13 protein-coding genes and 1 pseudogene are annotated in these 14319 nt (G+C 36.9%); 11 read left to right on the forward strand and 3 right to left on the reverse strand.

All coding sequences use genetic code 11. The annotated features are described in order from the left end of the window. The first annotated feature begins 171 nt into the window (after positions 1-171). From ES711_RS13245 to ES711_RS13290, 10 genes are all read left to right on the forward strand, one after another. Positions 172-897 carry a DUF4184 family protein gene (locus ES711_RS13245; RefSeq protein WP_146893786.1) on the forward strand — a complete coding sequence of 242 codons (726 nt, stop codon included), beginning with the start codon at positions 172-174 and terminating at the stop codon, positions 895-897. A gap of 228 nt (positions 898-1125) precedes the next feature. Continuing rightward, positions 1126-1584, forward strand: coding sequence for a VOC family protein (locus ES711_RS13250; RefSeq protein WP_146893787.1), 459 nt, complete (start codon positions 1126-1128; stop codon positions 1582-1584). Positions 1585-1877: 293 nt separating this feature from the next. Continuing rightward, a complete protein-coding gene (locus ES711_RS13255) occupies positions 1878-2216 on the forward strand; it encodes a type II toxin-antitoxin system RelE/ParE family toxin (RefSeq protein ID WP_146893788.1) in 339 nt (112 codons plus the stop codon). A 4-nt stretch (positions 2217-2220) separates the two neighbouring features. Continuing rightward, positions 2221-2556 (forward strand): helix-turn-helix domain-containing protein, encoded by a 336-nt coding sequence (locus ES711_RS13260; RefSeq protein ID WP_146893789.1) that lies wholly within the window; start codon positions 2221-2223, stop codon positions 2554-2556. Positions 2557-2898: 342 nt separating this feature from the next. Continuing rightward, positions 2899-3336: a hypothetical protein gene (locus ES711_RS13265; RefSeq protein WP_146893790.1), complete on the forward strand. Its 438-nt coding sequence runs from the start codon at positions 2899-2901 to the stop codon at positions 3334-3336. Between the two features lie 94 nt (positions 3337-3430). Then, complete coding sequence (locus ES711_RS13270; protein ID WP_146893791.1) at positions 3431-4615, forward strand: TolC family protein; 1185 nt, start codon at positions 3431-3433, stop codon at positions 4613-4615. Positions 4616-4634: 19 nt separating this feature from the next. Continuing rightward, on the forward strand, positions 4635-4877 hold the full coding sequence (locus ES711_RS13275) for a hypothetical protein (protein WP_146893792.1): 243 nt from the start codon (positions 4635-4637) through the stop codon (positions 4875-4877). Between the two features lie 12 nt (positions 4878-4889). Next, the gene (locus ES711_RS13280) at positions 4890-6395 is read left to right on the forward strand and encodes an efflux RND transporter periplasmic adaptor subunit (RefSeq protein WP_146893793.1); all 1506 of its coding nucleotides are present in this window, start codon (positions 4890-4892) and stop codon (positions 6393-6395) included. A gap of 12 nt (positions 6396-6407) precedes the next feature. Next, entirely contained in the window at positions 6408-9524 is a 3117-nt protein-coding gene (locus ES711_RS13285) for an efflux RND transporter permease subunit (RefSeq protein WP_146893794.1), read from the forward strand. Then, the gene (locus ES711_RS13290; RefSeq protein WP_146893795.1) at positions 9525-10769 is read left to right on the forward strand and encodes an MFS transporter; all 1245 of its coding nucleotides are present in this window, start codon (positions 9525-9527) and stop codon (positions 10767-10769) included. A gap of 836 nt (positions 10770-11605) precedes the next feature. On the opposite strand, the pseudogene ES711_RS16650 reads toward ES711_RS13290, so the two are convergent. After that, positions 11606-11677, reverse strand: a pseudogene (locus ES711_RS16650) (transposase); the annotation flags it as partial. A gap of 370 nt (positions 11678-12047) precedes the next feature. Between ES711_RS16650 and ES711_RS13295 the strand changes: the two are divergent. Then, a complete protein-coding gene (locus ES711_RS13295; protein WP_146893796.1) occupies positions 12048-12458 on the forward strand; it encodes a hypothetical protein in 411 nt (136 codons plus the stop codon). Positions 12459-12674: 216 nt separating this feature from the next. Here the strand turns inward: ES711_RS13295 and ES711_RS13300 are convergent, their stop codons facing one another. Continuing rightward, positions 12675-13223 carry a 1-acyl-sn-glycerol-3-phosphate acyltransferase gene (locus ES711_RS13300; RefSeq protein WP_146893797.1) on the reverse strand — a complete coding sequence of 183 codons (549 nt, stop codon included), beginning with the start codon at positions 13221-13223 and terminating at the stop codon, positions 12675-12677. Between the two features lies 1 nt (position 13224). Then, positions 13225-14307, reverse strand: a complete 1083-nt coding sequence (locus tag ES711_RS13305; protein ID WP_246139195.1) for an iron-containing alcohol dehydrogenase family protein — start codon at positions 14305-14307, stop codon at positions 13225-13227. Positions 14308-14319 lie beyond the last annotated feature (12 nt).

Raw genomic sequence — 14319 nt, forward strand, 5'->3', positions numbered from 1 at the left:
AGAAAAGAAAGAGAAAGGTCCTCGAACTTCAAAAACAAATCGCTAATTTAGATGCCAGAATGAGTAAAATACAACCTGCTTGAAAGCCAGTAATTACAAGGTAAAATCAAAACGTTACTCAGAATTATAAAGGACGACACCTCAACAAATAAACGAACAGACAAAATAGAAATGCCATTTACATTTTCACATCCAGCAATAGTTTTACCGTTGACATTTTTGCCTCGACAATGGTTTTCGTTGACTGGACTTGTAATCGGCAGTTTGACTCCAGACTTTGAATATTTTTTGAGAATGAGAATTAAAAGCAATTACAGCCATACAATTGACGGACTTTTTTGGTTCGACTTGCCACTTGGGATGTTACTTGCTTTTTTATTTCACAACAATGTTCGTGACAGACTGTTCGACAACTTGCCGACATTTTTAAAATCACGATTTTTGACTTTTAAGCAGTTTGATTGGAACAGACATTTCAAAAGAAACTCGCTTATAGTGACAATATCTATTTTGATTGGAGCCGCTTCACACATTTTTTGGGACAGTTTTAGTCACGACCACGGCTATTTCGTTCAGACAATTCCGGCTTTACAAAACTCAGTTTACTTTTTAGGCAGACAAATTCCAATCTTAAAAATATTACAACATTCTTCAACTTTACTCGGTGGACTTGTAATTGCTTTTGCTATTTATAAACTGCCGACCTACAAAACAGAAAACGAAAATATAAATTTAAAATATTGGGCAATTTTAGTAGGACTAACTTTGACAATTATTTCGGTAAGACTTTTAAGCGGACTTGACTTCAAACAATACGGAAACGTAATTGTGACAGCTATTTCCGCAGGACTAATTTCATTAACAATAACACCGTGGCTGACAAGGACGAAAGAATAATAACTGGTGGTAACAGCGGTTTGCAAAAATGGCGAGATATGTGGTAAAATCACGTTTGTCCTTCGCAAGGAATTTTATCTTAGCCGAAAGATTACGGTTACGAAGTTCGCCACTTCTGCAAGCCGCGAAACGTTGTACAACATTAACAGAATCAAGCAAGTATAATGATAAAAAAAGGAGTTAGGAAGTTATTTGTACCTTACATGCACTTACCAAAAATCAATAAACATGAAAAATTTGATATTAATTCTCACTTTAGTTTTTAGTTCTTATTATTCTAATGCTCAATCTTTTAGTTTAGAACATGACCATTCTACAATCCAAGTTGAAAATATTGATAAAAGTGTTGAATTTTATAAAAATATATTAAAACTCGAGGAGACGGAAACACCTTGGCCTGAAAACAAGATGATACGATTCTTTAAAACTGGAAAAAACCAACAACTTCATGTTGCACAGGCATCGGTTGATATTTTTGGTGAGGTAAAAGTAAATAAGGTTCTTCATCTTGCTTTTGCAGTTAACGACTTTGATTCATTTTTGAGATATTTAAAGGAAAAAGGAGTGAATTACTCAAATTTTAGTGAAGAAAGTAATAAAATCCAAACTAGACCAGATGGAGTAAGACAAATATATTTTCAAGATCCTGACGGATATTGGATTGAAGTTACTGATGCAAAACATTAACCTATTTGGAAAAGGATTTTTAATAATACTCTTAATAAACAAAATAGATATTTATTCTTCAAAATAAATAACGTTGTACAACACGGTGTATAATTAATTGCTTTGGACAGTGCTTATCTGTAAAATTACTTCGGAATATTCTCGAGTCCGTATTTGTTTACTTAATTAGCTGCTTAACCACGCAACAAACCATATACAAACACGTTGCCAGTAATGTAACAAAAATTCGTAAGTTTCCATATAATTCAACTTTTTCATTTATATTTGTCTATTAAAACGGACAAATAAACTGAATGAAACCAAAATTTGAAGTTGTTTTCCTCAAACAAGCAATAGATTTTATGGCAAGTTTGGACTCGAAAACCAAAAAGAAAGTCTATTACAATATAGACAAAGCGAAGTTGGAAAACGACCCAAAACTGTTCAAAAAATTGAGCGGCGAAATTTGGGAATTTAGAACAAAATACAACGGACTTCAATACAGACTTCTCGCCTTTTGGGACAAAACAGACAAATCCGAAACGCTCGTACTATCGACTCACGGAATTGTAAAGAAAACGGACAAAATCCCTAAAGCCGACATCGAGAAAGCGACAAAAATCAGAGCCGAATATTTTGACCAAAAAGACTAAAGTTATGGAAACAAAAAAGAAAAAAATGAAAATGATGACACTTGACCAAATGAAGGACAAGGACATTGGAAAAATCGGAACGGCAGAACGTGACATATACGAATTTGACTTGCGAATGGAAGTTTTGGGCGATATGATAAAATCCGTCCGAAAAGAACGCAAACTGACACAGGAACAACTCGGCGAACTGATTGGCGTACAGAAATCTCAAATTTCAAAATTGGAACGAAACACCAAAAATGTAACAATTGAAACTATTTTAAAAGTGTTCCGAGCATTAAAAGCAAACGTGAAATTCAGCGTGGAAATCAACGAATCTGAATTTAAAGTTGCGCAATAAACACTACTGGCAACACCGTGTATAAACCATTGCTGGGTCTGTGCTCATCTGGAAAATTCTTGGGAATTTTCCAGCGTAGTTTTGTACCTTTAATGGTTGCGTGCTTTCACACGCAACGGTCCATACACAAAACCGTTGTGCATAATGCGGAAATCACGCTAAAATTAAACATTTGAACTAAAAACGCCAACGCTCAAACAGCACATTCATTTTTTCCCAACGCTCAAAAAAGCCAACGCTCTAAAAAATAAAAGAGCTGTTTCTTGCCAACGCTCACCGAAATAACTAACATCGAAAAAACGAAAACGAAAACCAAATTATAAATTATTACATTTGCAACCGATGCAAAAACACAACCACATAAAAGCACTTTTCTTTTTAGGCATATTCAGCCTTCTGCTTTTGCATCAAGTTGTACCTCATTTACATCATCAGCACGAAATTGAGCACACGCACAAAGCGGTTTCAGATAGTGAAAATCATAATCATCATCACGATGTTCCTGAAAAAGAAAGTTCTAAAAAAGGACTTTTAGATTTATTTTTGGAAATACATATCCATTCAGTAGTTTCTAATGAAAGTTTAGCAACTCACGAAAGTAGTGTCAAAAAACTGAATGTAAGAAAAGATGTAAAAACGCCTATTTATGTTCATCATTATTTTAATACAATAAACTATGATGACGAACCTGAAAAGGAATTAGACTATCAACCACCCAATAACTATTTTAATCCTTATCTCTTTAACCTCGCTTCCCGAGGTCCACCATCGTTAGGTTAATCGTTTTGGAATTCTTTACGACTTCGTAAATATTCCATTTTTCAAATTCAGACCTGTCGGCTGACAGGCATGATTAAACCTAAAATTTCAAACAATGAATAAACACATCGTATCCGCAATTTGCGGATGCCTGTTCTTTGTTAATGGCTTTTCGCAATCGAAAACAATTGCGGAACTATTAACCGAAATAGAACAGAATAACACAGAGTTAAAGAGCTACCAATCATTTACGGAAAGCCAACAACTCGAAAATAAAAGTGCAAATAATCTTCCCGACCCACAAGTTTCGGGTTATTATTTACCATTTGGCACACACCAATCAGACGATTATACCGAATTTGAAATCTCACAATTTTTTGAGTTTCCAACGGTATATTCGGCACGCAGTAAATGGAACAACCTCAAAGCAGAACAACTAAAAGCAGTTTATACAAAAAAAAGACAGGAAATATTGCTCAAAGCTAAAGATGGTGTTCTAAACCTTTACTTTCTTCAAAAACAAAAAAGTATTGAAGAAGAAAGAAAGCTGCAAAGCCAAAAGGTTTATGAACAAATCCAAGAACTTTTCAAAAAAGAGCAAGTCGGTATTTTAGACTTGAATAAAGCAAAGATAGCTTGGTTGCAAGAACAGTTTGTCGTGGAAAAATTACAAGCTGAAATTCAAAATCAAAACACGATTTTGCAAACCTTAAACGGTGGTCAACCGCTTGAGTTGGCAAACCTGCAATTAGAATTACCATTGCAACTGCAGAATCTTGAAACCATTTGGAATGAGAAATTAGCAAAAGACCCAAAATTATTGGAACTGAAAGCCAACGAAGCCACAGCACGTCAAAAAATAACTTTGGAAAAAAACAAGATATTGCCAAATCTAGCTTTAGGTTATAACTATCAAGGCGTAAATGGCAATAACTATTCAGGTGTTTATGGCGGATTATCCATTCCATTATGGAACAGCAAAAACAAGGTAAAATCTGCACAAGCCAATTACGAATATCAGCAATCCAGCACACAGGTAGCAAGTGAATTATTGTATTCCCAATTTCAACAGGACTATAATCAGTATCAATTGTTGTACAAAAAATACAACCAGTACCAAGAAACGGTAGCAAACCTAAACAGCGAAGACCTATTGTTCAAAGCGTATTCATTGGGCGAGTTTTCGTTTTTGGATTATTATATGGAAGTCCAATTCTACAGAAATGCAACCAATGAAATGATACAAATGGAAAAACAAATACAGCTATTACAAGCACAATTATTAATATATCAACTTTAACAATTTAAAATCTAAAACGATGAAAACAGTAACAAAATATCTAATGGCATTAATGGTAATAACAGCAATAAGTTTTACAGGATGTCGAGAAACTAAAAAAGAAGAAACTAAAGACGACCACGGACACGAGCATAATGAGGACGGCACTCATATGAACGAAGAAAAAGTGGAGCAAGAAGAATTTCAAGTAGAAAAAGATTCTATGGAAATTAAAGAAGAAACCCATACTCACGATAACGGAGAAGCGCATCACGATCACTAAAATTTTTTAAATATGAAAAAGTATATATTAATTGTGCTCGCCTTTTTGGCGATGTCCTGCAATAACAAGGCAGAAGATGCACACGCTCACAATGAAGATGGAACTCACGCTGGAGAAGAAATGCCACGTTTATCACATACCCTTTGGACAGATAAAACTGAATTATTTGTAGAGTTCCCTGCATTAATAGTAGGTAATTCAAGCAGATTCGCAGCCCACTTTACGGTGCTGGACAAGCATCAACCTGTTCGAGAAGGTTCGGTTACTGTGAGTCTGATAAAAGGCGATAAAGGTTTGCGCAATACAGCCGATACACCGTCATCACCAGGGATATTTTCACCAACCATTCAACCTAAAGAAGCGGGAACCTACCAACTTGTTTTTGAATTAAAAACACCTGAATATTCAGATAAAATCACAATTGATAACGTAACCGTTTATGCCAATACCGATGATGCCATCAAAGCATTAGGTATAGCCGAAGAAGATGGAAGCATTTCATTTTTGAAAGAACAGGCGTGGAAAATCGATTTTCAAACTGCACCTGTTGTAAATGGAAAAATTTACGATGTCATAAATACATCAGGCGTTTGGACGCCTGCATCAGGTTCGGTAAAAACATTGGTGGCTAAATCTAACGGTATTGTAGATTTTGCAGTCAGTAATCTTACTGAAGGAACGGAGGTAAAACAAGGACAGTTATTAATCAATGTGAGCAGTCAAGGTTTAGCTTCTAATAATTTAAGTACGGAAATTGCCAACGCACGTGCTAATTTTGACCAATCCAAAGCTGAATACGAACGTAAAAAACAATTATACGAATCTAAAATTGTTCCCAAAGCAGAGTTTGAGAAAGTAGAAAGCAATTACAACATTGCAAAATCTAATTACAAAAGTCTTGCATCAGGCGTTTCAGGCGGAAGCAAACAAATTCGCTCACCTTTTAATGGATACATCACAGCCATTAACGTTGCCAATGGCGATTATGTAGACCAAGGAATGGCAATGATAACTGTAGGAACACATCAATCCAGAGTATTAAAAACGCAAATTGCACCTTCTTACGGACTTACTATGGAAAACGCACAAAGTATTTGGTATCAAACCAGCGATGGTCAATGGCGTAATGTGGCCACATCGGGAGGTTCAATCCTTTCTATTGCTAAAGATGTTGACAATAACAGACCGCTTATTTCAGTATTTGCAGAAGTCAATGATGACGTCGATATGCCAGAAGGAAGCTTAACTCCAGTTCAAATAGCGATGGGAAATGCCACCCAAAACACAATGATTCCTGTTAATGCCCTATTGGAAGACTACGGAAGTTATTCCGTTATCGTACAACTTTCGGGTGAGGGTTTTGAAAGACGACCTGTGAAAATTGGAAAACGCAATGGCGAAAATGTAGAAATTCTACAAGGTTTGGAAGTAGGCGAAGTGGTTGTCACAAAAGGTGCGTATCAAGTTAAAATGGCTTCAATGTCAGGCTCTACACCTGCTCACGGTCACGAACATTAAAAACGAAGAGAAATGTTAAACAAAATATTATCAATTTCACTTCAAAATAGATTACTCATTCTTTTGGGAGCGGTTGCGTTGAGCGTGTTGGGTATTTATTATGCCCGAACAATGAACGTCGATGTGTTCCCAGATCTTACGGCACCAACGGTAACTATTCTTACCGAAGCGCACGGAATGGAATCTGAAGAAGTAGAAAAATTAGTAACCTATCAACTGGAAACAGCCTTAAACGGTTCGCCCAATGTGAGACGAATCCGTTCGTCATCGGCAGCAGGAGTTTCCATTGTTTGGGTAGAATTTGAATGGGGAACCGATATTTATCGGGCACGCCAAATTGTAAGTGAACGCATTCCGATGGTTCGTGAAAACTTACCCGAAGGAATTGGAGCACCAACAATGGCACCTATTTCATCCATTATGGGCGAAATTATGCTCTTGGGAGTAACTTCCGATAGTTTATCGCCAATGGAATTGAGAACCTTGTCAGATTGGACCATCAGACCACGTATAAAAGCAATTGGCGGCATTGCGAATGTTGTGGTAATTGGTGGCGATTATAAGCAATACCAAGTATTTGCGAATCCTGAAAAGATGAAGCATTACGATGTGAGTCTTACCGAATTGGTAGCACAGGTTAAGGAAGCAAACGCAAATGCGCCAGGTGGCATCATCAATCAATATGGTAATCAATATATCATTAAAGGTAGCGGTAGAGCGTATGCCATCGAAGATTTGCAGGAAGCGGTTTTAAAACAAGTCAATGGTCAAACCATCAAAATTAAGGATGTCGCAACAGTTCAGATAGGTGCTGCCGATAAAATTGGCGATGGCTCTTTAAATGCAAAACCAGCGGTTATTCTAACTATTGCGAAACAGCCCGATGTCAATACCTTGGAATTGACCGAAAGCTTGGATGAGGCTATTGCCGATTTGGAAAAAACCCTGCCAAAAGGTGTCAACATCAAAAATCACATTTTTAGACAATCCGATTTTATTGATGCGTCCATCAGTAACTTAAATCAAACTTTATTAGAAGGTGCATTTTTTGTAATGATAATACTTTTTATCTTTTTGATGAATTGGCGTACTACTTTAATATCCTTACTAGCAATTCCAATTTCATTATTGGTATCCATCATCATTTTAAAATGGTTGGGCTATACGATTAATACAATGAGTTTAGGCGGTATGGCAATTGCGATTGGTGCCTTGGTGGATGATGCGATAATCGATGTGGAAAACGTCTATAAACGCTTGCGCGAAAACATAAGAAAACCAATAGCAGAACGACAATCAACCATTACAGTTGTTCGTGATGCTTCGGTAGAAATACGAAGTTCAATCATTATTGCAACGCTCATAATTATAGTCTCATTTATTCCGCTATTCTTTTTAAGCGGAATGGAAGGACGTTTATTGCAACCGCTGGGAATAGCTTTTGTAACGTCTGTTTTAACATCATTGATTGTTGCGGTAACGGTAACACCAATTTTGTGTTCTTATTTATTGGATAACGAAAAACTGCTGAACAAACAGGCAGATGGCACAAAAGTAGAACGTTGGTTACAAAAACACTACGGCAATATATTGGAAAGCGCCACTAATATTCCGAAAACCATTATCGGCGTAACGGTAATAGCCTTTATTATAAGTCTTTTGGTTTTGACACAATTAGGAAGAAGTTTTCTGCCAGAATTTAATGAAGGCTCTTTGGTAATTAGCGTTGTTGGCCCACCGTCAATGTCTTTGGAAGAAAGCAACAAAACAGGACAATTAATAGAAACTATATTGTTGGATTTACCCGAAGTAGAAGTTGTAACAAGAAGACAAGGTCGTGCCGAATTAGATGAACACGCACAAGGCGTAAACGCTTCGGAAATTGATGTACCTTTTGTTCTAAAAGACAAAACCAAAGAAGAATTTTTCGAGGAAGTGAGAAACAAATTGAGTATTGCACCAGGCGTTAATATTACTTTGGGTCAGCCCATTGCACACCGAATTGACCATATGCTTTCGGGTACACGAGCAAATATTGCAATTAAAATATTCGGTTCAGATTTACAAAGTTTATTTGAAGTTGGAAAAAGCGTAGAGCAAAACATTAAAGATATTGATGGATTGGCAGATGTTGCGGTTGACCAGCAAATTGAAGTACCACAAATTCGCATCCAACCCAAACGTCAAATTCTATCGGCTTATGGAATGACAGTCGGCAATTTTATGGAGCAAGTAGATATTGCCTTTGCAGGCGAAGAAGCAGGCGAGGTATATGAAGGACAGCAGTATTTCGATTTGGTGGTTCGCTATGAAAAACCATTTCGAGATAATATTGAAAATATTGGAAATACCTTAATCAGTTTACCAAATGGTGGACAAACCACTTTGGGCGAATTGGCAACGGTAGCTTCGGTAAGTAGTCCAAACACAATTAATCGCGAAGATGTGCAACGTAAAATTGTTGTAGCTGCTAATGTTCAAGGTAGAGATTTACGAGGTGCAGTTGAAGAAATAAAAGAAGTTGTTGCAAACAACGTAAATATGCCAGAAGGCTATCGCGTGCAATATGGCGGACAATTTGAAAGCGAATCCAAGGCATCACAATTACTTTTAGCAACCGCAATCATAGCCATAGCAATCATTTTTCTACTTCTTTATTACGAATTTAAAGATGTAAAATTGGCTTTTGTAGTATTGATTAATTTACCATTAGCTTTAATAGGCGGAATCTTAATTGTATACTTTACATCAGGCATTATCAGTATTGCAGCAACAATAGGATTTATTAGTCTATTCGGAATTGCAACGCGCAACGGAATCTTATTAGTATCACGTTACGAAGATTTAAGAAAAGAAGGAATGAACGGATTTCAATTAATCAAAACAGGAGCATTAGACAGATTGAATCCAATCCTAATGACAGCCTTCACAACAGGATTAGCTTTAATTCCATTAGCCTTAAAAGGCGAAGAACCAGGAAGTGAAATACAAAGTCCTATGGCTGTAGTTATTTTAGGAGGTTTGCTTTCTGCTACGATTCTGAATTTGGTAGTTATTCCTTGCGTGTACCAATTGGTGGTTCGCAATAAACGCTATTCAAATGAAGAAATCCTTATTCCTAAAAAGTAGATGAAACTGACAAAATTATTAGAACCGTTCCAACCACTTCGGAATAAATTATTTGCAAAGCTCTATTTGGCACAGACTATAAGTTTATTGGGCGATGCTTTTACGTGGGTAGGTTTGGCACTTTTGGCATATCAATTTGGAGAAGAAAAAGCTGCCGTCATATTGGCGACAGCTCTTACTTTAAGGGTTACAGCATTTATTATCTTTTCGCCTTTTGCGGGTGTATTGGCAGATAGAATGTCCCGAAAGAAAATACTGTACATCACACATTTTATCAGAATGGGTATCGTGGGATGTCTGCCTTTCGTTACCGAAGAATGGCAAATTTATGTGCTTGTATTTCTGATGAATGTTTTCAATGCATTTTTCAGTCCTACGTATCGTTCTATAATTCCACAAATTGTTGAGAAATCATTGTACCGACAAGCCATAGGTTTATCCGCAGCTACCTATCAACTATTGGGAGTTTTGGGTCCAGGATTCGCAGGTATAATGGCAATTTGGTTGGGTGCAAGGGAGATATTTTTTGTTGATGCCGCAACCTTCGTCATCGCAGGAATTTTATTAGTGAGCCTTCCCAAAAGTGCATTGGATGTAACACAAAAGCAAGAAGACGATACCGTTCCACATTCCACTTGGCAAGATGTTTTAAAAGGCATACGCTTGTTATTTTCAAATCAATATGTCCGTTTTGCATTGCTTATAGAATTGGTGTCTGCGGTTGCAGGTGCAATGATTTTGGTAAATACCATAGTTCTCGTTAAAGGTGGTCTTCAACTTACCGATAGAGATTATGGAATTATTATGGCAGCTTTTGCAATTGGCGCAACCATTGCTGCATTCGTTTCAGGAGCAGTCGATAAATCCAAATCAAGGCGTATATCGCTTATTCTGGGAGCGTTAATTTTAGGAATCGCCATCAGTGCTGCTAATTATCTTAATTTTTCAATGCTGTTTTTGGTATGGATAGTTGCAGGACTTGGACAAAGCCTTGCTGAAATACCTTCTGAAACCTTGATAGGCGAAACAGTTCCAATTGAAGAACAAGGAAAAGTATATGGTTCACATTTTGCGTTCTCGCATCTTTGGTGGGCATTTGCATATCCACTTGCAGGGTTTTTGGGAACAACATTTCCAAACCAAAGTTTTTTGTATGGAGGTATTATTACAATTATAGTACTGGTTGTGGTGGTTGTTTTTTTAAGACCTAAAAAAACACAGCAAGTCCAGAATTTGAACAAGTAAAATGGATAGCTTTTAAGAATATAAAGAGTTAAACAAACACCGAAAAGAATACCCACTACCCCATTTAAGAATATTCCGATTGCAAATAGAAATACACTAACTGCAATCGGAATTATTAAAACTTCAAAATAGAATATTATAACATAATTTAGGAATATTTAAACTTCCGAATAGAATATCCTTACTGCTATCAACTTCATTTTAGATTATAGCAACTTCAATTAGAATTAGAGCTACTGCAAGAATAAATAATACTACTGCAGAATAATTCGTCTGCACAACGCCAACGCTCAAAGCCATACACATTTGCAATTCGCACCAGCCAACGCTAAAGCCAAAAATTGCAAAAGAGTATGTCTCGCCACCACACAAATCCGAACAAACTTGAAAATAGATAATCTGAAAAACAAACCGTAGATAAAGCCAGTGGGTAACACCATATCTATAAGCTATGGCTTGTTCTGTGCCTATTTGGAAAATCCTGCGGAATTTCCACAGGCTCGGTTTATTTTTATTATTTTAGGTGCTTAACCCACGCAACTATTCTTACACCAAACGTTGTGGACAAGTCGAAAGAAGCAAAATATTATGGAAATCGACACCTGAAAGAACCGTGAAAAAAGTTTAGGCTTATCTACAAAATGAAAATACGGTTTTTGGGCTAAGGAATCCCAAAATCCCCACAAAGGCAGTTGCTTATTTACCAAGGATAGTTGGATGATCAGCTGGATGAAAATTTTTTGGCAGTTGTATGTTTTTGAAATTAAGGCTGGGATTTTGCGATTCTGACCAAAGCAGTTGCATATTTTCCAACGATAATAAAATGAGCAAGTGGAACTACTGCTCAAAATACTATAATGCCGTATCCTAGTAAATCCCTTGGGCAGGATATGCAGGGCAAAGTGCTTGCTTACTCGAGTAAATATGCCTCTATATACGGTTCCTGCTTGGTTTATCCTGAGCTTGTCGAAGGGTCAGTACCGAGTTTTGTAGTTTCGCTTTCTTCAGATGCAACCTCGCGGTTACCACCCTTGCGACTTACTAATGCTTCCAGACGTTACTCCAGCGCATAAGGGACTTGCACCCTCTAAATTAATAACTTACTTTGCAGTAGGGTAAAGATGCCCATACTAGGCACACACAATGCATAACCGCAATTACGGCGGATTCGACTGCGTCCGAATTCACGCGTAATTGCTAAAGTCAGTGCTAAACCGAAAATTACCGCATATTTACCCGTAACTGCGGTTATACTGAACGTAGGCAAACATATAAGAAATGACGAAAATCAGATATACAAAAGAGAGATTAAGAAGTAATTCAAGAATGGGAATATTCTTTGTAGCTATCGGAATTATTCTCGTTTTGCTATCTTTTATTACTTCAGAATGGAAAGAAATCTCACTCTCGTCTATCGGAATTGGACAAATAGGAACTGGAATTTTTATATTTATAATTTATTACTTTGAAAACAGAAAACAATATCTGACTCTGAAAAACGGAGAATTGATAAAAAATACTCTATTTCCAAAAAAAATAAAATTAGCCGAAATAAAGTCTATAAGAGAATTTGCTGGAGACCTAAAACTAATTACACAAAAAACTGAATTTACAATTGACACTCAAATTATTGAACCGAATTCACTTGTGGAATTAAAAAATGAACTGAAAAATTATAATCTGAAATAAAAAATACGATTTGCCAATAACTAAGGATTCGGCTCGCCGATAGGCCAGAGCTGAATCTTGTGTTGACAAATCCGGTTGATTTGCCGTCTTAAGGGTAAAACGTTAAGTTGAGTGAAGGATACTAGAAGGTTGCGCTGGTATTTGTTTCACCAATCAATTCTAGTAGTTCCCTTTCAAATTATATGCCACATCGCTGATAGGGTATGAAAATTTCAGTTAAGAATACTCGTAGATTTTGCCTTTTACACCCTTATAGAAATCTTGCATGAATTTAAAATCTGCTTCCATATCATCTGTTGGATAAAATGGTTCAGAGATTTTATTTTGTTTATGTTCAAAATCAAAGGTGAACATAATAATAGGTACGTTGGCTTTTTTTGCGATATAATAAAATCCTGTTTTCCACTCCTCTACCCGCTTTCGGGTGCCTTCTGGCGATAATGCCAATCTAAATTCATCTCTGTTTTTAAACAATTTTGAAATGGCTTCCACTTTATTTTGACCCGGCCGCCTGTCTAATGGAGCCCCGCCAATAGCTCTGAAGTAATAGCTGAACGGCCATTTAAAAAGTTCCTTTTTGGCCACAAAGTTAGACTTTACCCCAATAACCTGACGCATTAATAACGCAATATAAAAATCTTCCCAACTGGTATGCGGCGCACCGATAATGACAGCTTTTTTAATCGTGTCCTTGGACATTGTGACATTTCCCACTACGTTCCATCCTAAAATTTTTTTATAGATAAATTTAGACAACCATCTCATATTACATTTTCTCGTATAAGGTTCTCAATTTTTCACGGGTGATGGTTTGTCTCCAATTTTTACCCACAGCATTTTCCCAAAGTGGTTCCAATCCTAATGCGACATCAATCATTGTATTAAATTCATCATCGGCAAGATGGGCACAGATTCCTTTTGGCAAGGTAATGTTGTGAATTTTTTTCATTTCCTTAAAAAGTGCTACGCCTTCTGGATAAAATTCTTCCAATTGATCAAACACAATGCAATTGCCAATGCCGTGTTTTGTTCCTAAGAGATATCCCAATCCGTAGCTTAACGCATGGGCAACCCCTACTTGTGAGTAGGCAATGCTCATCCCCCCGTGCCATGACGCCATCATCAATTTATCCTGCAATTCTTCTTTAGTACCCTTGTCTTCAATAAAAATTTCCTTACATAGGTCGAAGGCCTTTTCCCCATAACTTTGGCTAAAAGCATTTAAATAGGTGCCTTTTAAAGATTCCACACAATGAATAAAACAATCCATACCGGTGTAAAACCACTGATCTTTAGGCACATCTTTGGTTAATTCAGGATCTAAAATAACTTGATCAAAAGGGGTGTAATCAGAATTGATCCCCAATTTTCGCTCAGGACCCGTTAGGACTGTGGTGCGTGAAACTTCCGCTCCAGTGCCAGAAATAGTAGGTACCCCCACGTGATAAATGGCGGGCGATTTGACCAAATCCCAACCTTGATAATCTTTTGATACGCCTTCATTAGTGAGCATAATGGCTACGGCTTTGGCTAAATCTAAAAGAGTGCCACCGCCAATACCAATAATTCCGGAAGGTCGATCTTTATAATTTAAGATAATCTGTTCTACCAAGTCATCCACCTGCGAGGTCGTAGGTTCTGTATCAGCAGAAATAAAAAGTATATGATCTTCATAAGCCAAAGAAATTCGAGATGTTAACTCGGCATTACCTTTAAATACATCATCTACCAAATATATAAATGGTGCTTTAACATTCAATCGTTTGGGTTCTATGATATCGCCCAATTGATTAAAACTGCCACGCCCAAAAACTACTCTGGACACCATTGGATAATTTTTATAAATCATTATTTTATCGTC

It is taken from the genome of Gelidibacter salicanalis, from assembly GCF_007997285.1.
In the GTDB taxonomy this organism is placed as follows: Bacteria; Bacteroidota; Bacteroidia; order Flavobacteriales; family Flavobacteriaceae; genus Gelidibacter; species Gelidibacter salicanalis.